Origin of the sequence: Microbacterium sp. SMR1 (assembly GCF_003289625.1) — a bacterium.
GTDB classification, from domain to species: Bacteria; Actinomycetota; Actinomycetes; order Actinomycetales; family Microbacteriaceae; genus Microbacterium; species Microbacterium plantarum.
In genome coordinates this window covers 312235-333979 of sequence record NZ_QMBN01000003.1, presented here as the reverse complement: position 1 = coordinate 333979, position 21745 = coordinate 312235, and the positions used below count along the sequence as shown (strand labels likewise).

Annotated in this window: 17 protein-coding genes; 8 read left to right on the top strand and 9 right to left on the bottom strand. The window is 70.7% G+C overall.

All coding sequences use genetic code 11. The features are described from left to right. Positions 1–133: 133 nt before the first annotated feature. From DO944_RS11255 to DO944_RS11245, 3 genes are all read right to left on the bottom strand, one after another. A complete protein-coding gene (locus DO944_RS11255) occupies positions 134–1741 on the bottom strand; it encodes a Mur ligase family protein (RefSeq protein ID WP_112617251.1) in 1608 nt (535 codons plus the stop codon). Between the two features lie 66 nt (positions 1742–1807). Further along, positions 1808–2503: a DUF1775 domain-containing protein gene (locus tag DO944_RS11250; protein WP_112617568.1), complete on the bottom strand. Its 696-nt coding sequence runs from the start codon at positions 2501–2503 to the stop codon at positions 1808–1810. Between the two features lie 56 nt (positions 2504–2559). Then, positions 2560–3147 carry a hypothetical protein gene (locus DO944_RS11245; protein ID WP_112617250.1) on the bottom strand — a complete coding sequence of 196 codons (588 nt, stop codon included), beginning with the start codon at positions 3145–3147 and terminating at the stop codon, positions 2560–2562. A gap of 56 nt (positions 3148–3203) precedes the next feature. Between DO944_RS11245 and DO944_RS11240 the strand changes: the two genes are divergently transcribed. Beyond that, complete coding sequence (locus DO944_RS11240) at positions 3204–4508, top strand: RIP metalloprotease (RefSeq protein WP_112617249.1); 1305 nt, start codon at positions 3204–3206, stop codon at positions 4506–4508. Between the two features lie 25 nt (positions 4509–4533). Here DO944_RS11240 and DO944_RS11235 read toward each other — a convergent pair whose 3' ends face one another. Beyond that, positions 4534–6471: an anthranilate synthase family protein gene (locus DO944_RS11235; protein WP_112617248.1), complete on the bottom strand. Its 1938-nt coding sequence runs from the start codon at positions 6469–6471 to the stop codon at positions 4534–4536. A gap of 238 nt (positions 6472–6709) precedes the next feature. Here DO944_RS11235 and ispG point away from each other — a divergent pair, with 238 nt between their 5' ends. Together ispG and DO944_RS11225 are read left to right on the top strand one after the other, a co-directional pair. Next, positions 6710–7840: a flavodoxin-dependent (E)-4-hydroxy-3-methylbut-2-enyl-diphosphate synthase gene (gene ispG / locus DO944_RS11230; protein WP_023955151.1), complete on the top strand. Its 1131-nt coding sequence runs from the start codon at positions 6710–6712 to the stop codon at positions 7838–7840. Positions 7841–7907: 67 nt separating this feature from the next. Further along, on the top strand, positions 7908–8978 hold the full coding sequence (locus tag DO944_RS11225; RefSeq protein WP_112617247.1) for a hypothetical protein: 1071 nt from the start codon (positions 7908–7910) through the stop codon (positions 8976–8978). 15 nt (positions 8979–8993) lie between these two features. On the opposite strand, the gene pcp is transcribed toward DO944_RS11225, so the two are convergent. Continuing rightward, the gene (gene pcp, locus DO944_RS11220) at positions 8994–9629 is read right to left on the bottom strand and encodes a pyroglutamyl-peptidase I (protein ID WP_112617246.1); all 636 of its coding nucleotides are present in this window, start codon (positions 9627–9629) and stop codon (positions 8994–8996) included. A 58-nt stretch (positions 9630–9687) separates the two neighbouring features. On the opposite strand from pcp, the gene DO944_RS11215 reads away from it, so the two are divergent. Both DO944_RS11215 and DO944_RS11210 read left to right on the top strand, forming a co-directional pair. Beyond that, positions 9688–9981, top strand: coding sequence for a hypothetical protein (locus DO944_RS11215; RefSeq protein ID WP_112617245.1), 294 nt, complete (start codon positions 9688–9690; stop codon positions 9979–9981). A 50-nt stretch (positions 9982–10031) separates the two neighbouring features. Further along, a complete protein-coding gene (locus tag DO944_RS11210) occupies positions 10032–11789 on the top strand; it encodes a proline--tRNA ligase (RefSeq protein ID WP_112617244.1) in 1758 nt (585 codons plus the stop codon). Between the two features lie 114 nt (positions 11790–11903). Here the strand turns inward: DO944_RS11210 and DO944_RS11205 are convergent, their stop codons facing one another. The 4 genes from DO944_RS11205 to DO944_RS11190 all read right to left on the bottom strand — a co-directional run bounded on the left by DO944_RS11205 (position 11904) and on the right by DO944_RS11190 (position 17335). Next, entirely contained in the window at positions 11904–12713 is an 810-nt protein-coding gene (locus tag DO944_RS11205; protein ID WP_240309721.1) for a DUF1206 domain-containing protein, read from the bottom strand. A gap of 83 nt (positions 12714–12796) precedes the next feature. Continuing rightward, on the bottom strand, positions 12797–15322 hold the full coding sequence (locus DO944_RS11200; protein WP_112617243.1) for a LamG-like jellyroll fold domain-containing protein: 2526 nt from the start codon (positions 15320–15322) through the stop codon (positions 12797–12799). Positions 15323–15521: 199 nt separating this feature from the next. Further along, the gene (locus DO944_RS11195; RefSeq protein WP_112617242.1) at positions 15522–16628 is read right to left on the bottom strand and encodes an NAD(P)-dependent alcohol dehydrogenase; all 1107 of its coding nucleotides are present in this window, start codon (positions 16626–16628) and stop codon (positions 15522–15524) included. A gap of 98 nt (positions 16629–16726) precedes the next feature. Continuing rightward, positions 16727–17335: an acetate uptake transporter family protein gene (locus DO944_RS11190; protein WP_112617241.1), complete on the bottom strand. Its 609-nt coding sequence runs from the start codon at positions 17333–17335 to the stop codon at positions 16727–16729. 141 nt (positions 17336–17476) lie between these two features. On the opposite strand from DO944_RS11190, the gene nusA reads away from it, so the two are divergent. The 3 genes from nusA (at position 17477) to infB (ending at position 21648) form a co-directional block, all read left to right on the top strand. After that, entirely contained in the window at positions 17477–18463 is a 987-nt protein-coding gene (nusA, locus tag DO944_RS11185) for a transcription termination factor NusA (protein ID WP_112617240.1), read from the top strand. Positions 18464–18493: 30 nt separating this feature from the next. Further along, positions 18494–18745, top strand: coding sequence for a YlxR family protein (locus DO944_RS11180; RefSeq protein ID WP_112617239.1), 252 nt, complete (start codon positions 18494–18496; stop codon positions 18743–18745). A gap of 95 nt (positions 18746–18840) precedes the next feature. Beyond that, positions 18841–21648, top strand: a complete 2808-nt coding sequence (infB, locus tag DO944_RS11175) for a translation initiation factor IF-2 (protein WP_112617238.1) — start codon at positions 18841–18843, stop codon at positions 21646–21648. The last annotated feature ends 97 nt before the right edge of the window (positions 21649–21745 follow it).

Here is a 21745-nt window from a genome sequence, read left to right as displayed (position 1 = left end):
CTGGTCGTGCCTGCCGCGGCGTGCCTGTGGCCGACGCTACGCCGCACCCGCGAGGGCTGGAGGAATCGTGCACGCGAGCGACAGGACGGCGGGGGACCCCTGATTTTTCACAGTGGTCCGACCACAAACGCGCTCAGTCGGCGTAAGGCACGGCCCAACTCGGTTCGGGCACCGGCCAGCCGGCGTCTCGGAGTGCACGACGGGCGAGCTCTCGAGCCGAATACGGCGTGCGCACTCCGCGGATGTCGCGATAGTCCTGGTGTCCCGGTCCGGCCCACAGGATCGCGTCGCCTTCTCCGACGAGCGAGACGGCCTCGATGATCGCCTTCTCGGGCGGCGACGACTCGCGGATGTCGGCATCCGGTCGCGCTCGCCGAGCGCCCTCCAGGAGAGTGGCCCGGATCGCGTCGGGATCCTCGAACCGCGGGTGGTGGTCGGTCACGATCAGGATGTCGCTGCCGAGGACGGCAGTGGCACCCATGTCGTGCCGCTTGGTCTTGTCGCGATCGCCGTCGGCCCCGAAGACCATGACGACGGTCCCGGGCGTGACGCGCCGCACGGCGGCCAGGGTCTTCTCGAACGCATCGGGGGAGTGCCCGAAGTCGACGTACACGGCCGGGCCGCGGTCACCCGAGACGCGCTGCGTGCGCCCCGGCAGGTGAGCGTCGATGCGTCGCCCGTCCAGCACGCGCACGAGCTCGTCCCACGCGTAGCCGCCCTCGAGCAGCATGACGATCGCAAGGCCGGCATTCGCGGCCATGTGCCGTCCGATGACCGGAACCGTCGTGGTGAGCTGTCGTTCGTCCGGCCCGACCAGGCGGAACTCGGTGCCGCTCTGCCGCTCCGCGACGATCTCGACCGTCCAGTCCGCGGTCGCGGAGGGCGACTCGGCGATCGCGGGTGTGACGATCGTCGTCACGGGGATCTCGGCCCGCGCGACGATCTGGGTGCCGGCTTCGGAGTCGAGGCAGACCACGCCCCGGCGCGCACGGTCGGCACGGAACAGGGGGAGCTTGGCCTCGAAGTACTCTGCCATGTCGCGGTAGTCGTCGAGGTGGTCGTGCGTGAGATTGGTGAAGCCGGCGACGTCGAAGACCACACCGTCGACACGGTGACGTGTCAGTGCCTGCGCGCTCACCTCGACGGCGACCGCCTCGACGCCGCGTTCGCGCATGAGGGCGAGCAGCGCGTGGAACTCCGAGGCCTCGGGCGTCGTGAGCCGCGAGACGATGACCTCGCCCGCGATGTGGCGTTCGGCCGTGGACGACAGCCCGGTGACGGCTCCGAGCTGACCGAGGATGCCCTCGATGAGGTGCGACACGCTCGTCTTGCCGTTCGTCCCGGTCGTGCCGAGGAGAAGAGGAAGGCGGTCGTCACGGCCTGTGCCGTAGACCCAGGCAGAGAGCTCGCCCAGTCGGGCCCGCGGGTCGTCGACGACCACGATGGGCAGGCCGGCGTCGGCGGCGAGCTCGGCCCCACGGGTGTCGGTGACGATCGCGGCGGCGCCCGTCGCGGCGGCCTGCGTCGCGAACTCGGCACCGTGCCGCACCGCGCCGCGGATCGCGACGAACGCTTCCCCCGGACGCAGGTCGGCCGTCGCGAGGGTGATACCCGTGACCGAGACGTCGGATGCATCGCCGACGATCCGGCCGCCGACGTGAGCGGCGAGCTCGGCCAGGGAGCGGCGCGGCGGCGTCTCGGGTCGGAGGACGGGAGGGAGGTTCGGGGCGTCGGTAGGCATTCCCACCATTGTCTCATCCCGGTTCCGGGGCGGCCGCGCCGATTGACGCGCCCGCCCCGGCTGTGCTCACGCGCGTCGGCGGGTGATCGCCAGGACGAGCGCCGCGGCCGCGAGGACGAGTGCGCCGGCCGAGAGCCAGAGCGGCAGCGGGTCGGCCGCGGCCGCGGCCGTCGCCTCGGCATCGGCCGCGGCGGCCGCGCCCTCGGACGAGTGGCCGCCCTCGGAGTGACCGCCGTGCGCGTCGGCTGCGGCCGCCCCCACAACCACGACGGGAGCGGGGTACTCCAGGTCGTCCGGGTCCTGGCCGTCCTCGGCAACCTGCACCCAGGCAGCCTCTCCTGCCTCGCACTGCTGCGTCACGGGGAAGGCGAAGCTCTCGCCCTCGGCCGATCCCGGGAAGATCACGTTCATGCCGGCGGAGGCCGCGTAGGCGTCGGGGATGGGCGCCACCGCCGTGTACGTGACGCGCGTGGGGATGCCGTTCTCGCCCGCTTCAGTGGTGATGGTCCACGCGCCGTCGATGACGGGGGTCGCTCCCTGTGCCTCGGCGGGGATGTCGACGACGAGCGCCGTCGTGGGCGATCCGTCGCAGCCGTGGCTGAACGAGAAGTCGATGCGGGTCGAGCCGTTGGCGGCGACTTCCTCCGGCGTCACGTGGACGTGCGCGGAGGCGGCCAGCGGAAGGGCCAGGGCGAGGGCGGCGCCGGCGGTCACGCCGACGGCCAGGCGCGCACGGCGGCGCGCGGTGATGGTGAGGGTCATTGTCGTCTCTCGGAACATGCGGGCGGCATCGTGCCGGCCGCTACGGGAAGGGGAGGTCACGCGGTGGCGACCGGCGGACCCCGCAGCGACAGAGAGGAACGGAGACGACGTGCCGGGACGACGCGCGTGCTCCCGACGGCGGGACGCAGCAGGGGCGTCCGCGCGCGAACCGACGGCGACATCAGACGCACGAACCGACGGATGCCGCGATGGATGAGGCGCACGAGGCGCTCGCCGGCGACGAGCGTCGCGACGGTGACGGCGGCCGCGACGACGTGCGTGGCACTCATGTTCATGCCGAAGGCGTGCGTGTGCGCGACAGGCCCGAGCGCGGCGAGCGTTCCGCCGTGGACGTGCCCGAGGGGCGCCGTCGGGTCAGTGGAGCCGGCGATGGAGAAGAACGTGTGGAACAGGCCCTGGCTCGCCAGCACGACGAGGCCGGTTCGCCAGGCCGACGGGGCGCGGCCCACGAGCCAGACGGCCGCGGGGGCCGCGAGCAGCGTCGCGACGACGATCAGCCAGAGCGGTGCGAGCCCGCCCGAGATGGTGTGGGCGGTGGCGGCGAAGACGGTGGCGATCGCGGCGGAGGCGGTTCCGCGCAGCGCGCGAGCACGCCGCACTGTCGCACTCTGCGCCCGCTCCATGGTGGGAGTTTACGGCCTGGGCCGATTCAAAGACTCGGCGGGTACTCTGGGCGGTCGTGACCATCCTCGCTTTCGTCATCGGCGTCGTGCTGCTCGTCGTCGGGCTCGCCGTGTCGATCGCGCTGCACGAGGTCGGCCACCTCGTGCCCGCCAAGCTGTTCGGCGTGCGCGTCGGCCGGTACATGATCGGCCTCGGGCCGACGCTCTGGTCGCGGCGCTTCGGTGAGACCGAGTACGGCGTGAAGGCGCTGCCTCTCGGCGGCTACATCTCGATGTCGGGCATGTACCCGCCAGCACCCGACGAGCCCGACGCCGCCACCCGGCGCAGTGGTCGCTTCTTCGGGGCGATGGTGCAGGACGCCCGTCTCGCCAACGCCGAGACCCTCGTCGAGAACGACACGCGTCCGGCGTTCTACCAGCTGTCGGTGTGGAAGCGCATCGTCATCATGGTCGGCGGGCCCCTGATGAACTTCGTGCTCGCGATGGTGCTCTTCGGTATCGCGCTGAGTGCCATCGGACTTCCGAGCGTCTCCACCACGATCGCCGGCGTGAACGAGTGCGTCGTTCCGGCCGGCGTCGAGCGCACGACATGCGAGCCCGGTGATCCTGTCTCACCGGCCGCGGCAGGCGGCATCCGTCCCGGGGACGTCATCGTCGCCGTCGACGGGACCGAGGTGTCGGGCTACGTCGAAGCGACCGCGATCATTCAGGCGTCGCCGGGACGCACGATTCCGATCGTCGTCGAGCGCGACGGCGACCGCATCACGCTCGAGGTCACTCCGGTCGCCGCCGAACGTCCCGTGACGACGGCGGATGGCACGACCGAGGTCAAGGAGGTCGGGTTCGTCGGTATGACGGGAACGCGGGTCAACGTGCCGCAGCCGATCTGGACCGGACCGCAGGCGGCGGTCGAGCGGCTCGGAGCCGTTGCGAGCGTCATCTGGCAGCTGCCGGTGAAGGTCTACGAAACCGGAGTGGCCCTGGTGACCGGCGGGGAGCGCGACCCCAACGGCCCGCTGTCGGTCGTCGGTGCCGGACGCATCGCGGGCGAGGTCGCCGCGACCGAAGCGCCCATTCAGGACCGCGTCGTCGACCTGCTGAGCCTGCTCGGCTCGCTCAACATCGCGCTGTTCATCTTCAATCTGCTGCCCCTGCTGCCTCTCGACGGCGGACACGTCGTGGTCGCCCTGTGGGACGGCATCAAGCGGGCCTGGGCGAAGCTCTTCCGTCGCCCGCGACCACGCCCGGTCGATGCGACCAAGCTCGTTCCCGTCACCTTCGTCGTGGTGATCGGGCTCATCGTCATGGGCGGGACGCTGATCCTCGCCGACGTCTTCAACCCGATCTCGATTCTCGGCTGACGCGCTCGCCGCCGACGCGGCGCGATCAGGCGGGGACGGGCTCGAGGGCGAATCCGACGAGCCGCTCGAGTGTCGGCAGACCATCTCGCGACAGGATCGACTCGAGATGCCCCTGCACGGAGGCGTACCCCGGTCCCCGGAGCGCGTACACGTCACCCGACGACGGGTCCGCCGCGATCTCGGTGTCGCCCAGGCGTTCGGTGCCGGGGGCGACGCGTGCCGTGAACGTGTTGTAGAAGCCGATGGACGCCGGTTGTCCGAACACGTCGACGCTCTTCTGCAGGCCCTGATGGGGCGACGCGAGAGGGGCCAGCGCGATCCCGAGCCGGTCGGCCAGGATCTGGTGGCTCAGGCACACGGCGAGCAGCGGCCTGCCCGCGTCGGCGCGCCGGCCGACGAGCTCGCGCATGCGGGCGATGCGAGGGCTGGCGCCGTCGCGCGGATCGCCCGGGCCGGGGCCGAAGACGACGAGACCGGCCCCGTCGACCGCGGCATCCGTCACCTCGTGCCAGGGAGCGATGCGAACGGCGAACCCGAGGTGGTGCAGCTGGTGCCCGAGCATCGTGGTGAACCGGTCCTCGGCGTCGACGACCAGCACCTCGCGGCCCGCGTACGGCCCGCCTCCCGCCGCCTGCGGGTCGAGCCAGAACTGCGCGAGACGCGCGTTGCGCGAGGAGAGCAGGGCCGCGATCGTCGGATCGTCGCCGAGCCGCGGGCGGTGCGCGGCGGGTGCGTCCTCGTCGACCGCCGTCGTGCCGGCGATCACCGCGGGCGCTTCGTCGCGGTCGACGGCGCCGATCGCGCCCAGGACGCCGGCCGCCTTGCCGTGGGTCTCGCCCACTTCGCCCGCCGGGTCGGAGTGCCGGACGAGCGTCGCTCCGACGGGCACGCGCAGCCGGCCGTCGACGAGGTAGGCGGTGCGGATCAGGATGGGGGCGTCGAGGTCGTGGCCGCCGCCCGCCGCGGGGGTGAAGAGGGCGGCGACACCGGAGTAGTAGCCGCGGGGCGTCCGCTCGTGCCGCGCGATCACCGTGCACGCGTTCTGCATGGGCGACCCCGTGACGGTGGGGGCGAACATGGTCTCGCGGAGGATGTCGCGGGGGTCCATGGTGCTCGAGCCGCGCAGCATGTACTCGGTGTGGGTCAGGCGCGACATCTCCTTCAGGTGCGGGCCGGTGATCCGGCCCCCGTCGGAGCAGACCGCCGACATCATCTTCAGCTCTTCGTCGACGACCATGAACAGTTCCTCGGTCTCCTTGGTGGAGGAGAGGAACTCCGTCAGCGTCTCGGCGGTCGCGCCACCGCGGGGATGGCGGAAGGTGCCGGAGATCGGGTTCATCGTGACGATGCTCGTGCCGGGCTCCGCGGGCGCCCCGCTGCGCGCACTGACGTGGGCCTCCGGGCTGGCGCCGACCGCCACGTGACCGTCGGTCACGACGAGGAAGGTCCAGTACGCGCCGCGCTCGTGCTGCAGCAGCGCGCGGAACCAGGTGAGGCCGGCGGTGACGGCATCCGTCTCCACCGTTGCGGTGAAATCACGGCGGATGACGAAGTTGGCGCCCTCGCCGCGGCCGATCTCGTCGGCGATCACGCGACGGACGATATCGGCGTAGTCCTCGTCGGAGATGTCGAACCCGGCGTCCTCGAGCGGCACCCGCTCCGACGGCAGCTGGCGCAGTGCCTCGGCCAGGGGCAGGGAATCGTGGTCGGCGACGCGCAGGCAGCGCAGCGGTGCCCGATCGTCGTGGCAGACGAAGCCGCGTTCGACGACCTGGCGGAACGGCACGAGGGCGAGCACTTCGCGCGGTGTGTCGTCGGGATCGTCCAGCGGGATGTCGGCGAGCCGGTCGACGTCGACGACGTCGCCGCGGAGCACCTCGACGCTCGCCCCGTCGCGCGCGATGAGCGCGAAGGGCGCACCGCTCGCCGCGAGATCGGTCAGGGTCGGGAGAGAACCGGTCATCGTCGTCTTTCTTCGTCGGAGCGCCCGCCCCACGAAGAAGACCGCCGGGCCTTCAACGCCGGGCGGTCTGAAACGTGTGCACGTCGAACACACCGCCTAGGCGGTGTGCCACCAGGAGAGGCGCGTGCGCATGGGCCGAAATTATCACACCCGCGCCGGGGATGCGGTGTCGCGCGGCTCCCAGCCCGTCTGCGGCGGTGCCGCGTAGGCTGTGCCCGTGCCAGCTGTCAATCTCGGGATGCCCCAGGTTCCGGACGTCCTCGCCCCTCGCCGCAAGAGCCGGCAGATCCGCGTCGGGAAGGTGCTCGTCGGGGGAGGAGCCCCCGTCAGCGTGCAGTCGATGACGACGACGCCGACCACCGACATCAACGCGACGCTGCAGCAGATCGCCGAGCTCACGGCATCCGGCTGCGAGATCGTGCGCGTCGCCGTTCCCTCGCAGGACGACGCGGACGTGCTGCACATCATCGCCAAGAAGAGCCAGATCCCCGTCATCGCCGACATCCACTTCCAGCCGAAGTACGTCTTCCAGGCGATCGACGCCGGATGCGCCGCGGTGCGCGTGAACCCGGGCAACATCCGGAAGTTCGACGACCAGGTCGGTGCGATCGCGAACGCGGCGAAGGCCGCCGGCGTCTCGCTGCGCATCGGCGTCAACGCCGGCTCTCTCGATCGTCGCCTGCTCGAGAAGTACGGCAAGGCGACGCCGGAGGCCCTCGTCGAGAGCGCGGTCTGGGAGGCCTCGCTGTTCGAGGAGCACGACTTCCATGACTTCAAGATCTCGGTCAAGCACAACGACCCGATCGTCATGGTCAAGGCCTACCGGCAGCTCGCCGAGCGCGGCGACTGGCCCCTGCACCTCGGGGTGACCGAGGCGGGGCCGGCGTTCCAGGGCACGATCAAGAGCGCCACCGCGTTCGGCATCCTGCTGGGCGAGGGAATCGGCGACACGATTCGCGTCTCGCTGTCGGCGCCGCCGGCCGAGGAGGTCAAGGTCGGACACCAGATCCTGCAGTCGCTCAACCTGCGGGAGCGCAAGCTCGAGATCGTCTCGTGCCCGTCATGCGGGCGGGCGCAGGTCGACGTCTACACGCTCGCCGACGACGTCACCGCGGGCCTCAAGGATGTCACCGTGCCGCTGCGCGTCGCCGTCATGGGCTGCGTCGTCAACGGGCCGGGCGAGGCCCGGGAGGCCGACCTCGGCGTCGCATCGGGCAACGGCAAGGGACAGATCTTCGTCAAGGGCGAGGTCATCAAGACCGTGCCCGAATCGGAGATCGTCGCGACGCTCATCGAAGAGGCCCGCCGTATCGCCGACGAGCTCGGTCCCGACGCGCCGCTCGGCACGGCACAGGTCGTCACCGCCTGAGATCGGTTCCGTAACGCTTCGACGGCGGATGCCGCTGTCGGCATGTCGCCCCTGCCAGGCTGACCGCATGCTCCGTCGTCCTGTCGCGTTTCTCTCCCTCGCGCTCGCCGCCGCCCTCGTGGCGGGGTGTGCTCCCGTCGAACGCACGGCGGAGACGCCGACGCCCTCAGCGCCGAGCGAGATGCCGGCCTCGCCGACGCCGACGCCCACGCCGAACCTGGAGCCGGTTCGCGCGTTCGACGGCGACTGCGATCGAATGCTCACGACCGAGCAGCGCGACGAACTCCTCGGAGTCGGGGCGCTCACTCGGGCCGAGCAGTACCTCGCGTGGGACGCGGATCGTCCGGTGGAGGTCGACTTCGAGCCCCTCGGGACTCTCGGTGGCCTCGCCTGCACGTGGTTCGCCGCTGACGGCGCGGATCTCCCCGAGGGTGTCGGAAACCTCACGTTGACCGTGGTCCCCGCAGCCGAGGTGAGCAACGAGTTCGCAGCGCGCTACTCCGTGGCGACCTGCGAGCCCAGCTACGACGCCAACCACTGTCGTCTCGGGCGCGTGGTGGACGACGTGTGGGTCGGCGCGAACGCCGGCTGGGGCGCGGTCGAGACCCCGGACGAGCTGCTGGGTGCAGCCATCGAAGCGGTCGCCGCCAACCTACCGACGGCGACGCAGCCTCGGCGCGCTGCCGCCACCGATGACGTCTGGCCGGTTCCCGACTGCGTGTGGCTCGGCGAGGCCATGGGCCTCGAGGAACTGATCGGTCCGTATCGCCACGGCTACTGGGAGGGTTCCGAGCAGCCGGAGGAGGTCCTGCTGGCAGCGGCGGGTGTCTTCCGAGCGTGTCCGCTGTTCTCCGACGGCGAGCGGATAGATTACGAGACGGACGAGTTCCACATCCTCTCGCCGCAGGTCGCGCCGGGCCTGGGGTGGCAGTGGGACGAGTTGCGCGGGCGGGCGGCGGAGTCATCGGTTGTCGAGCTGGACGTGGCCGGTGCGACCGACGCCTTCGCCACAGATTGGGGTTACGGCTCGTACAAGGCGTTCGCGACCGACGGAGTGAACGTGGTCAGCCTCTACGACGAGAATCTCGACCTCGCAGGGCAGGTCCTCGGGCAAATGCTCTCCGCGCTCTCGAGCTGACGAGGCAGCTGCCTCTCACCAGATGGAGCCTGCCGCGTACGAGTGGTCCACCTCGGTGTCCAAGGAGGTCCGGATGGCGATGCGCAACGCTTGCGCAATGTCCGAGAGCGGCAGCGACGGCTGGCCCTCGGGTGCGTTCTCGGTGGCGTAGGGAACGTGGATGAAGCCGGCGGCGCGATCGCCCGGCTCGCCGCTATCCAGGGCCGTGAACATCACGTGGTTGCAGACGAAGGTGCCCGCCGAGTATGAGACCGAGGCGGGGATGCCCGCCGCCATGATGTCCGCGGCGATCGCTTTCACGGGCAGCGTCGCGAAGTGTGCGTCGGGCGCGTGCCTGACCGACGGCTCGTCGACGGGCTGTTCGCCGCTGTTGTCCGGGATCCGTGCGTCCTTGAGGTTGAGCGCCACTCGTTCAACGGCGATCCCCGTGCGGCCCCCGGCCAGGCCGGTCGCGATGATGACGTCGGGGGAGTGCTCGACGATGAGCTCGAGCAGCTGCAACCCGGCCCCACGGAAGGTCACCGGTAGCACCGCCATGACCAGGTTCTCCGGGCCCGTCCAATGGTCGGCGACCAGGTTTACCGCGTCCCCCGATGGATTCGTCGCGTCTCCGGCGAAGGGCTCGAATCCAGTCAGTAGAACGGTTCTCATCCGTTCAGATTAATTCGCACGGCCGCGAACCTTCTCGGCGTGCCGGACACTACAGGGTGTGGGAGATGATGAGGCCGCTGCGGTCGTCACTGCGCGACTCGACGCGGTCGCCCCCCCCGGCGGCGCATGGGAATGGGATCGACTCGCTGCAGGTGACGGGCGACGGGACGTCCCGGTGCCGGTCGACGTCGCGGGCGCGACCGAGGCCGTGCGGGGCGTCGGGGCTATCCGTCCGGACAGCTCCTACCTCCTCGCGACCGACGGAGTGAACGTCGTCGAGATCATGGAGGCGCCGGACGTCGTGGATGCCGCGGAGCGCGTGCTGTCGGCGATGCGGGATGCGGCGGGGTGACGAACGATCGCGCGCGCATCGCGGCCCCGTGTCATCCGTAGACTCGACTCGTGGTCACCCGTATGTCGCACCTGTTCCTCCGCACGCTCCGTGAAGACCCCGCGGGCGCCGAGGTCGCCAGTCACAAGCTGCTGATCCGCGCCGGCTACATCCGACCGCAGGCGGCGGGCATCTTCGCTTGGCTGCCTCTCGGCCTGCGCGTCAAGGCCAAGATCGAGCGCGTCGTGCGCGAGGAGATGGCGGCGGCCGGCGCCCAGGAGGTGCACTTCCCGGCCCTCATGCCGCGCGAGGCGTACGAGGCGACGGGTCGCTGGGAGGAGTACGGCGACCTGCTGTTCCGCCTGCAGGACCGCAAGGGCGGCGACTACCTGCTCGCTCCGACCCACGAGGAGGCCTTCACCCTCCTCGTCAAGGACCTCTACTCGTCGTACAAGGACCTGCCGCTGACGATCTACCAGATCCAGGACAAGTACCGCGACGAGGCCCGTCCCCGTGCCGGCCTGCTGCGCGGCCGCGAGTTCACGATGAAGGACGCGTACTCGTTCGACGCGAACGACGCCGGGCTCGAGGCGAGCTATCAGGCCCAGCGCGACGCGTACGAGCGCATCTTCCAGCGCCTCGGTCTCGACTACGTCATCGTCCAGGCGGATGCCGGGGCCATGGGCGGCTCCCGCTCGGAAGAGTTCCTGCACCCGACCCCCGTCGGCGAGGACTCGTTCGTGCGCTCCGCGGGCGGATATGCCGCGAACGTCGAGGCGTTCACGACGGTCGTCCCCGAGGCGGGGCCGATCGACGGGCTGCCGGAGCCGGTCGTCTTCGACTCGCCTGACACCCCCACGATCGAGACGCTCGTGGCACACGTCAACGCCACCCTCGAGGGCGAGTTCACCGCGGCGCACACGCTCAAGAACGTCGTGCTCGCCCTCACGCACCTCGACGGCACGCGGGAGCTCGTCGTCGTGGGCCTGCCCGGCGACCGCGACGTCGACGACAAGCGTGTGGAGGTCGCCTTCGCGCCGGCCGAGGTCGAGCCGGCGACGGCCGAGGACTTCGCCAAGAACCCGCTGCTGGTCAAGGGCTACATCGGCCCCTGGTCGCCCGAGGGCCCGGTGCTCGGCGAGGAGTCAGCGACCGGCATCCGCTACGTCCTCGACCCCCGCGTCGTAGACGGGACCTCGTGGATCACGGGCGCGAACATCGACCAGAAGCACGTGCACTCCCTCGTCGCGGGCCGCGACTTCACGGCCGACGCGTTCGTCGAGGTCGCCACCGTGCGCGAGGGCGACCCGGCGCCCGACGGCTCGGGCCCGGTCTCGATCGCGCGGGGCATGGAGATCGGTCACGTCTTCCAGCTCGGCCGCAAGTACGCCGAGGCGCTGGGGCTGAAGGTCCTCGACGAGAACGGCAAGCTCGTCACGGTCACGATGGGCTCGTACGGCATCGGCGTGACCCGCATCCTCGCGATCATCGCCGAGCTCAACAACGACGAGCGTGGACTCATCTGGCCCGCGTCGGTCGCTCCCTTCGACGTGCACGTCGTGGCGACCGGCCGGGACGCCGCGGCCTTCGAGCTGGCCGAGCAGCTCTCGGGCGAGCTCGAGGCGACGGGCCTGGAGGTCGTCTACGACGACCGCCCGAAGGTGTCGCCCGGCGTGAAGTTCGGCGACGCCGAGCTGGTGGGCGTGCCGCGCATCCTCATCGTCGGGCGAGGCGCGGCCAACGGCCAGGTGGAGCTGTGGGACCGTCGGACGGGCGAACGCGAGACCCTCGCCGCGGCCGACGCGGTCGCGCGACTCACCGCCCGCTGATCTCAGCGCCCGGTCGCCGGATGCCGCGCAGATTGCGGCATCCGGCGCACGTGTTCCTGCGGTCGACAGGCCGAAGTGCGCCCGAAAGCGGGCAGCCGCCGAGAGACCCGGGGCTCAGAGGTCGGCGTAGCGCGCTCGGAAGACCGTGAACACGCCGTAGGCGATGAGCCCGGCCCCCACAACGACCACGATCTCGGGGCCGAACGTCAGGTCGAGCAGCGCCCGGATCGCGGCATCCAGGCTGCCGGCCTCGTCGGCGCGCGAACGCACGGCGGCGACGATGAGCACACCGCCCAGCGACCCCAGAGCAATGCCCTTCGCGATGAAGCCGAGGATCCCGAGGCCCTCGACGGCGCGACCGACCGCTCCGTCGGGGATCGTCATCTTGGAGTGGAAGGAGCGCCGCACGCCCATCACGACGAAGACCACTCCGGCGATCGCGACACCGGCCCCGACGAGCACGATCGCGAACACACCGCCCGGAAGCGCGAGGATGCCGCGGCTCGCGTCGCGCGCGGCCTCATCGGCCTGCGGACGTGCGCCGAGCGCCACGGCGGCGGACAACCCGCCGAAGAACAGGAACACGACCGCCTGTCCCCACTCCGAGACCCGCAGCCCCCAGACGGCGGCGCCGCGCCGGCGCCGCGAGGCCAGCATCCCCTCGGCGAGATGCCACACGCCCAGCGCGGTCAGGAGAGCGGCTGCGGCCCACAGCGCGACGAACCCTAGCGGAAGCTCGGCGACCGCGCGGAAGGCTCCCGTCTGGTCGGCGTCGCGGTCGCCGCCGAAAGCGACCGCGACGATGAGCGACCCGATCAGCAGGTGCACGAAGCCGTTCGCGACGTAGCCGCCCCGGGCGAGCACGCGCGCCGCGGGATGCCGCTCGACGGCACGCGCCGCGTCGTGCACCCCGTGTTCGGCCATCCCGCGAGCCTACGACGGCACGAGGGCGAGGGGGCGGCGGCGGGCCGGGACGCGACGGATGCCGCCGCGCCCCGGCCCGGGGATCAGCCGCGGGCGATGTGTCGGCGACGCAGCGCCAGGAGCACGCCACCGAGGACGGTGAGCACGGATGCCGCCACGGCCAGCGGCATCATGAGGCCCGAGTCACCGCCGGTGGCGGCCAGCGAACCGTCGACGTCCGCGGCAGGTGCGCCGGTCGGCACGGCGCCTCCCGATGCGGTCCCGCCGGGAACGGTCCCGCCGGGGAGGGTGGGCGTCGGCGTCGTCGGAGCCGGAGCGGGCGCAGCGGCCGCGATCGCGAAGGCGACGCGCTGCGGCGTGATCGAGCGCGCTCCGAGAGCCTGCGAGAGTTCGACGGCGTGCTCGCCGGCGGTCAGGCCCGAGGTGACGACGATCTCCCACGTGCCGTCCGCCGCCACGGCGGTGACGGCGCCGCCGAGGTCAGCACGTGCCGCCACGCCCTCGGCGGCGGGCGCCAGGCGCACCTCGGCGCCGGGGAAGCCGACGCCCGCGAAGCGCACGGACGACACATCGGCGGCGAGCTCGCCCGACGGAGCCTCGCGCACCCCGAAGCCGGTCAGGTCGGCGCGCTGCGTCAGCCACTCGTCCGGCGTGGTCGGGCGGTCGATGATGCGCGTCTCGCCGATGCAGCCATGCCATCCGTTGCGCGCGGCGTCATCGGTCCAGTCGGCCCCGAGGATCCACGAGTGTCCCTCGTGCCAGGCCATACCGCCGACGTTCGTGGCGTTGCGCAGCACCGGGGCACCGTCGACGTACATGGTCGTCGTGCGCGACTCGGGGTCGTTCACGATCGCGACGTGCTGCCATTGGTCGACCATGATCTCGCCCGACCAGTTGACGCGGTCGCCGAGCGTCGCGTCGGCGTCGAGGCTCGTGTACTGGAACTCGCGCAGGTTCGAGATGCCCAGCGCGGTGGGCGAGGCGGTCCAGTCCCAGCGAGTCTCGGGCACACCGATCTGCGACCGATTGCCGGTGCGGGTCAGGGCCTTCGACCATCCGTTCGCCGAGGCGTTCCAGTCGGCGTCCATCTTCACGAAGGTCTCGATCGTGTACCCCTGCGACAGGTCGGCCTCATTGATCGGAGCGTCGGGGGCCGTCGTCAGGTAGCTGAAGCGCGATCCCGACGAGTCGTCGAAGCACACCGCCGCCGCGTCCGACGAGTAGCCGTGCACGTCGGAGGACTGGACGGTCACGTCCTCCCAGAGCGTCCCGACCGCGTTCGTGTCGGCGGGGTCGGGGCGGGTGAGGTCGTTGTCGCCGGCGATGTCCTCGATCACCGTGTCCGCGTCGACGACGCCGTCCTGACCGTTGAATCGCCAGTGCGCGAGCGTGCCCTCGGCCTCGACGAAGTCGAGTTCGTTGCCCGGGGCCTCGGTCGAGATCGGATCGGGGCCCTCGAAGCCGTCGAGGAGGATCGCGCGCGCGGCCTCCGTCAGCCTCGGCTCATCGGCCGAACCGGCGGTGAACCCGGGAGCGAACCCGGCGAAGCGCTCGCGGAAGTCGATCGGGACCGAGAAACGCTGGTGCTCACCGTCGAGGAGGGGCTGGTCGTAGCTCGCGAGGCTCTCCTGCGGCTTCTGCACGACCCACGGCGACCCCGTCTCGAGCGACAGGCGGCCGTTGGTGAGGTCGAACTCGACGAGGCCGAGGTAACCGTTGCCGCCCTCGTACGCCATCTGATAGTCCATCAGCACCTGATGCACGTCGTGGCCGAAGTCGTTCTGCTTGACCTGTCGCGTCGCGCCGTGGAAGTGGCCGTTGAAGGTCAGGAAGATCTGGTCGTTGCCCCGGATGAGGCGGTCCCACATCCGCTGGCTGTCGCCGGTCTCGACGGGGGAGGTCTGGTCGGCCGCGACGTTGATCAGTGCGTGGGAGGTGAGGATGACCGGGACGTCCGGGTGCGCGTCGAGCACGCTCTGGGCCCAGGCGAGCGTTGCGTCCGAGGCGTTCCAGGCGACGGCGAGCGACATGAACCGCTGGCCTTCGGCCTCGAAGATGTGGAACTGGCTCAGCCCCAGCGGGTCGCTGCCGCCGTACGTGCTCTGCGTCGCCGCCCGTGTCGCGCCGAACCAGCGGTTGAAGGGCTCGTTCGCGACGTCGAGCTGGTCATCGCGGACGCCACTGTTGAGCACGTCGTGGTTGCCGGGAAGGATCGAGTAGGGCGCAGCGGCCTCGTCCATGGTGCGCATGGCGGCGTCGGCCGCACGCCACTCGGCCTCGACCCCGGCGCGGTCGACGATGTCCCCGAGGTGCAACGTGAAGGGAATGCGCAGGTCGTCCGCGTGAGCCGTCAGCCACTCCGTCTGCGTCGCGAACGGGTCGGTGCCGTAGCGCGGCAGGAACTGGTCGGCCGAGTAGCGCGAGTAGAACTGCGTGTCGGGCAGCACGGCGAGGGTGAAGCGGGAGGCGAGGTCTTCGGCGGGAGGCGCGGCGGCGGTCGCCGCGGTGGTTGCGGGCGCGGCCACGGCGAGACCGGCGGCGAGGCCCGCCACGGTCAGGGCGGCGGCGGTGCGACGCGTGCGAGTGGCTGACGGAAGGCGTGAGGACACGCGGGAACTCCTGTTCGACGGGGAGGGCGGCGCGATGTGCGCCGATCCCGACTCTGGAGAGACTCCGTGACGGCTAGGTGTCCGAGGGGCGACCGCCGGGTGGCTCAGCGATGGCCGAAGTCGTGCCGCCAGACGGAAGGAATCGGGCCGGAACGCGCAGCGATGTGCGTGCTCCGGCCCGATCGGCGTATCCGGGTCGTCAGTCCATGACGAGGACGGCCTTGACCGCCTTGCCCGACTGCGTGTCGGCGATGGCCTGCTCGATCTCCGAGAACGGGTACTTGGTGATGAGCTGGTCGAACGGGAAGCGTCCGGCCTCGTGCAGCGCGAGCATCTCGGGGATGAACTTCTGCGGCACCGCGTCACCCTCGATCGCGCCGACGAAGGTCTTGCCCGAGCCCGAGATGGACGCCAGCGCGATCTCCGTGCCCGGCTTCGGCACACCGACCAGCGCGATCTTCGCGCCGAACGCGGTGGCGGCGACGATCGTGTCGACGACCGCGGGAACGGCCGTGGTGTCGACGGCGAAGTCCGCGCCGACCCCGCCTGTGATCTCGAGGATGCGCGCCACGGCGTCTTCGTCCTTGCTGTTGACCGTGTGGGTTGCGCCAAGCTTCGCCGCGAACTCGAGCCGCTCCGGGATGATGTCGACCGCGATGATCGTCGTGGCGCCGGCCACCTTCGCGCCCATGATCGACGACAGCCCCACGGCGCCGGTGCCGGTCACGATGACCGATGCGCCGGCGGGAACGTCGAGCGAGTTGAGCACGGTGCCGGCTCCGGTCTGCACGCCGCAGCCGAGGGGGCCGGCGATCTCGACGTCGGCGGTCGTCGGCAGCTTCACCGCGTTGCGGGCCTCGACGATGACGTGGCTGGCGAACGAGGACTGACCGAAGAACGAGCCGTGCACGGCGGAACCGTCCGCGGCGGTCATGGTGGCCGAGCCGTCCTCGCGCGCCCCGCCGAAGTTGAGCGCCATGAAGTTGCGGCAGTAGGCCTCGCGTCCCGTGAGGCAGTTGGTGCAGTGGCCGCACGAGGCGAACGACACCGCGACCTTGTCGCCGACGGCGTAGCCGACGACGGCATCGCCGACCTGCTCGACGGTGCCCGCGCCTTCGTGGCCCAGAACGAACGGGAACGCCGCGGGGATGTGACCGTGCTGCACGGCGAGGTCGGTGTGGCAGAGGCCGGTGGCGGCGACCTTCACGAGCAGTTCGTTCGGACGGATGTCGTCGAGGGTGATCTCCTCGAATGTGAACGGTGCGTCCTGGCCGTGGAGAACGGCGGCGTGCGCGTTGGTGGTCATGAGAGGTTCCTTTCGCGTTGCGGTCGCGGCGGCAGAGCCGTCGTCGCGACCGATGTCACGATCGGGCGTGGTCTCCCGCAGCGCGGGCCGCCCGGTCCTCAAACAGTATGCGCCTGAATCGATACAGGGGAGGCGAGCCGGAACCACGCGGGCCCCAGCGGCAGGATGCTGCGACCGAGCGTTCGCGCGTAGAACTTCTCGAGCAGCATGTACGCCGCGAGCGCGGAGGCCAGGAGCAATGCGACTGAGCCGGCTGCTCCGACGGCCGGCGGCCCGCCGAACGCGGTGACCGTCTGCAGGCCGAGGCCGGCCGCGACGGCCAGCAGTGTCACCGGCAGCACGGTGTTGCGCGATGCCGCCGAGAGGGCGAACACGAGGGCCAGGATCGAGAACATGAGCGTGAACACGCCACGCGCAGGCCCCTCGACCTCGAAGAACCCGAGCTCGCCGCCGAGCAGGAAGCCGGGCATGCAGATCCAGTACCACCCGAAGGCGTTGTAGACGATGAAGTGGAAGTCGTCGCCCGCGAAGTACGACAGCATCCCCGCGGTGACCTGAACCACGCCGCCGAAGACGGCACCGACCCAGAACACCGGGCTCTCGTTCTGCAGTCCGAGATGCTCCAGCTGTGCCGTGAGCGTGGCGATCACGAAACCGAGCAGTCCGATCAGTCCGGGGTCGGCGAGGCGGGGAGCGCGTTCGGTCATGCCCCCAGTATCCCGAGATCGCCCGCTCGACGTGGCGCCCTCGGCGCCGGGCAAACACGTTCCCCGCCCCATCGGGTAACGTGGGATGGATGCCGGGAGCGCGAAACGCGCCCGGACAAGAGCTGAATATGGAGGGCCCCCATGGACATCGATCTCTCACTGCTGCGCACCGTCGAGCGAGAGAAGGAGATCCCCTTCGACGAACTCGTCCGCATCATCGAGCAGGCGGTCCTCACGGCGTACGCCAAGCACACCTCGCCCGACGGCGAGCTGCCCGAAGGGGCTCGTGCGGAGCTCGACCGCAAGACCGGCCACGTCGCCATCTACGTGCCGCTCCGCGATGAGGAGGGCGCCGTCATCGGCGAAGAGGAGTCGACTCCCGACGACTTCGGCCGCATCGCCGCCTTCGCCGCGAAGCAGGTCATCAGCCAGCGCCTGCGCGACATCGCCGACGACGCCGTGCTGGGGGAGTTCCGGGGCAAGGAGGGCGACATCGTCGCCGGTGTCATCCAGCAGGGGCCGAACCCGCGCATGGTGCACGTCGACCTCGGCACGATCGAGGCCATCCTCCCGCCCGAGGAGCAGGTCGCGGGCGAGGAGTACCGGCACGGCTCGCGTCTGCGCGTCTACGTGACCTCGGTCTCGAAGGGCACCAAGGGCCCCTCGATCACCGTCTCCCGCACGCACCCCGGACTCGTCCGCAAGCTCTTCGCCATGGAGGTGCCCGAGATCGCCAACGGTCTCGTCGAGATCACCTCGCTCGCACGCGAAGCCGGTCACCGCACGAAGATCGCGGTCAAGGCCAACGATCCCTCCATCAACGCCAAGGGCGCCTGCATCGGCGAGTTGGGCCGCCGCGTCCGCGCCGTCACCGAAGAGCTCGGCGGCGAGAAGATCGACATCATCGACTACAACGCCGACCTGCCGGCGTTCGTGGCCAACGCCCTGTCGCCGGCCAAGGTCACCTCGAGCTTCGTGCTCGACGCGGCCACGAAGGCCGTCCGGGCGCTCGTCCCGGACTACCAGCTGTCGCTCGCCATCGGCAAGGAGGGGCAGAACGCCCGCCTCGCCGCGAAGCTGACCGGCGCGAAGATCGACATCCAGCCCGACTCGATCCTGGAGTCCTGACGAAACCGGGACGTCGGTCGAGGGGGTAGAATGGAACCTGTTCGAACGTGCGTGGGCTGTCGCGCGCGTGCCTCCCGGTCCTCACTCCTGCGAGTCGTGGCCCGCGACGGCGTCTTGATCGCAGATCGAGCCGCGTCGCTGCCGGGCAGGGGCGCGTGGGTGCACGAGACGCACGAATGCATGGATGCCGCGTTGCGGCGCCGCGCGTTCGGACGAGCCCTGCGGGTGTCCGGCCCACTGGACACGCAGGATTTCCCGATTGATCACCAGCGCAAAGGCTGAACGGCTATGGACACGAAGTGAACGGCTCGAAATGAGACCCGTCCGCGCTTAAGCGGTCCGCCCTGTCCGAGGGTGGGCCTTCAGACAGGAGAATTGTGGCAAAACCACGCGTACACGAGATCGCTTCCGAACTCGGCGTCGACAGCAAAGTCGCGCTCGCGAAGCTGAAGGAGCTCGGCGAGTTCGTCAAGAGCCCCTCGTCCACCATCGAGCCCCCCGTGGCTCGCAAGCTGCGGGCTGCGCTCGAGGCTGAGGGCGGCTCTGCCGCCGCGGCTCCCGCTCCCGCTGCGTCGGGCGGCGCCAAGCCCGGTGCCGCTCGTCCGGGTGCTGCGCGCCCCGGCGCCGGCAAGCCCGGTCCCGCCGGAGCGAAGCCCGGCCCGGCCGTCAAGCCCGGCCCCGCGAAGCCCGCCGCGCCCGCAGCTCCGGCTGCCCCCGCGGCATCCGCCCCGGCAGCTCCTGCTGCCCCTGCCGCGCCGTCGGCGACCCCTGCGGCGCCTTCCGCTCCGTCGGCCCCGACTCCCGGCGCCGGCAAGCCCGGTCCGGCCAAGCCGGCAGGCCCGACGCCCGGCGGCTCGCAGCCGCCGCGTCCCGGTGGCGCACGCCCCGGCAACAACCCCTTCGCGCCCTCGCAGGGCATGGGCCAGCGTCCCGCCGGTCCCCGTCCCGGCAACAACCCCTTCGCCTCGGCGCAGGGCATGGGCCAGCGGCCTACGCCCGGCAACATCCCGCGTCCGCAGGCCCCGCGACCCGGTGCTCCCCGTCCCGGCGCTCCGCGCCCCGGTGGCGCCGGTCGTCCCGGCGGCGGCGGTCGTCCCGGTGCTCCCTTCCAGCAGCGTCCCGGCGGTCCCGGTCGTCCCGGCGGTGCCGGCGGCTTCCAGCGTCCGGGTGCTCCCGGTGGCGGTTTCGCCGGTCGTCCCGGTGGCGGCGGCGGTCGCGGTCGCGGCCCCGGCGGCGGCACCGCAGGCGCCTTCGGCAAGGGCGGCGGCAAGTCCAAGCAGCGTAAGTCGCGTCGGGCGAAGCGGCAGGAATTCGAGATGCGGTCGGCGCCGGTCGTCGGCGGCGTCAACGTCCAGAAGGGCAACGGCGAGATCATCCGCCTGCGCCGCGGTGCATCGATCGCCGATTTCGCGGACAAGCTCGAGGCGCTGCGCGGCTACACGGTGCAGCCCGGCACGCTCGTGACGATCCTGTTCAACCTGGGCGAGATGGCCACGGCCACCGAGTCGCTCGACGAGGCCACCTTCGAGGTGCTCGGCGAGGAGCTCGGCTACAAGATCCAGATGGTCTCGCCCGAGGACGAGGACAAAGAGCTCCTCGAGGGCTTCGGTCTCGATCTCGACGCCGAGCTGGAAGCGGAGAGCGACGAAGACCTCGAGATCCGTCCTCCGGTGGTCACCGTCATGGGCCACGTCGACCACGGTAAGACCCGACTGCTCGATGCGATCCGTCAGACCAACGTGGTCGCGGGCGAGGCCGGCGGCATCACGCAGCACATCGGCGCGTACCAGGTCTGGACCGAGCACGAGGGCATCGAGCGTGCGATCACCTTCATCGACACCCCGGGTCACGAGGCGTTCACCGCCATGCGTGCCCGTGGTGCGCAGGTGACCGACATCGCGATCCTCGTGGTCGCGGCCGACGACGGCATCATGCCGCAGACGGTCGAGGCCCTGAACCACGCGCAGGCCGCCAACGTGCCGATCGTGGTCGCGGTGAACAAGGTCGACAAGCCCGACGCCAACCCGGCCAAGGTTCGCCAGCAGCTCACCGAGTACGGTCTGGTCGCCGAGGAGTACGGCGGAGACGTCATGTTCGTCGACGTGTCGGCTCGACAGGGCACCAACATCCAGGAGCTCCTGGACGCCGTCCTGCTCACCGCCGACGCCGGTCTCGACCTGACGGCGAACCCGAACAAGGCGGCGCGCGGTGTCGCGATCGAGGCGAAGCTCGACAAGGGCCGCGGTTCGGTCGCCACGGTGCTCATCCAGTCCGGAACGCTCCGCGTCGGCGACGCGATCGTCGCGGGAACGGCCTACGGTCGCGTCCGCGCCATGATCGACGAGAACGGCGACGCGGTCGACGAGGCCTACCCCTCGCGCCCGGTGCAGGTGCAGGGTCTGAACTCGGTGCCCCGAGCCGGCGACGTGTTCATCGTCACCGAGGAGGACCGCACCGCGCGTCAGATCGCGGAGAAGCGCGAGGCTGCCGAGCGCAATGCGCAGCTGGCCAAGGCCCGCAAGCGCATCTCGCTCGAGGACTTCACCCGTGCTCTCGAAGAGGGCAAGGTCGAGTCGCTCAACCTCATCATCAAGGGTGACGTCTCGGGTGCCGTCGAGGCCCTCGAGGAGTCGCTGCTCAAGATCGAGGTCGACGACTCCGTCCAGCTGCGGATCATCCACCGCGGCGTCGGCGCCATCACCGAGTCGGACATCAACCTGGCGACGATCGACAACGCGATCGTCATCGGCTTCAACGTCCGTCCCGACACGAAGGCGCGTGAGCGTGCCGCCCGCGAGGGTGTGGACGTCCGGTTCTACTCGGTCATCTACAACGCGATCGACGACGTCGAGCAGTCGCTCAAGGGCATGCTCAAGCCGGAGTACGAAGAGGTCCAGTCGGGTGTTGCCGAGATCCGCGAGGTGTTCCGCTCCTCGAAGTTCGGCAACATCGCGGGTGTCATCGTCCGCTCGGGCACGATCACGCGCAACGCCAAGGCGCGCGTCATCCGCGACGGTGTCGTGATCGCCGATGGTCTCGCCATCGAGTCGCTCCGCCGGTTCAAGGACGACGTCACCGAGGTCCGTACGGACTTCGAAGCCGGTATCGGCCTCGGCAAGTACAACGACATCCAGATCGGCGACGAGATCGAGACGACCGAGATGGTGGAGAAGCCGCGCGGCTGACCCATCGTTGGTTGCTACGGCGACGGATGTCGCTCGGATAACAGGACCCCCAAGACCCCGACTATCCGAGCGACATCCATCGCCTCCGCAATCGCCG

What these genes read in the sequence shown, in the direction of transcription:
- DO944_RS11255 (WP_112617251.1), bottom strand. Translation starts at nt 1,741, where the DNA reads ATGCCTACCGACGCCCCGAACCTCCCTCCCGTCCTCCGACCCGAGACG.
- DO944_RS11250 (WP_112617568.1), bottom strand. Translation starts at nt 2,503, where the DNA reads ATGACCCTCACCATCACCGCGCGCCGCCGTGCGCGCCTGGCCGTCGGC.
- DO944_RS11245 (WP_112617250.1), bottom strand. Translation starts at nt 3,147, where the DNA reads ATGGAGCGGGCGCAGAGTGCGACAGTGCGGCGTGCTCGCGCGCTGCGC.
- DO944_RS11235 (WP_112617248.1), bottom strand. Translation starts at nt 6,471, where the DNA reads ATGACCGGTTCTCTCCCGACCCTGACCGATCTCGCGGCGAGCGGTGCG.
- ispG (WP_023955151.1), top strand. Translation starts at nt 6,710, where the DNA reads ATGCCCCAGGTTCCGGACGTCCTCGCCCCTCGCCGCAAGAGCCGGCAG.
- DO944_RS11225 (WP_112617247.1), top strand. Translation starts at nt 7,908, where the DNA reads ATGCTCCGTCGTCCTGTCGCGTTTCTCTCCCTCGCGCTCGCCGCCGCC.
- pcp (WP_112617246.1), bottom strand. Translation starts at nt 9,629, where the DNA reads ATGAGAACCGTTCTACTGACTGGATTCGAGCCCTTCGCCGGAGACGCG.
- DO944_RS11205 (WP_240309721.1), bottom strand. Translation starts at nt 12,713, where the DNA reads ATGGCCGAACACGGGGTGCACGACGCGGCGCGTGCCGTCGAGCGGCAT.
- DO944_RS11195 (WP_112617242.1), bottom strand. Translation starts at nt 16,628, where the DNA reads ATGACCACCAACGCGCACGCCGCCGTTCTCCACGGCCAGGACGCACCG.
- DO944_RS11190 (WP_112617241.1), bottom strand. Translation starts at nt 17,335, where the DNA reads ATGACCGAACGCGCTCCCCGCCTCGCCGACCCCGGACTGATCGGACTG.
- nusA (WP_112617240.1), top strand. Translation starts at nt 17,477, where the DNA reads ATGGACATCGATCTCTCACTGCTGCGCACCGTCGAGCGAGAGAAGGAG.
- DO944_RS11180 (WP_112617239.1), top strand. Translation starts at nt 18,494, where the DNA reads ATGGAACCTGTTCGAACGTGCGTGGGCTGTCGCGCGCGTGCCTCCCGG.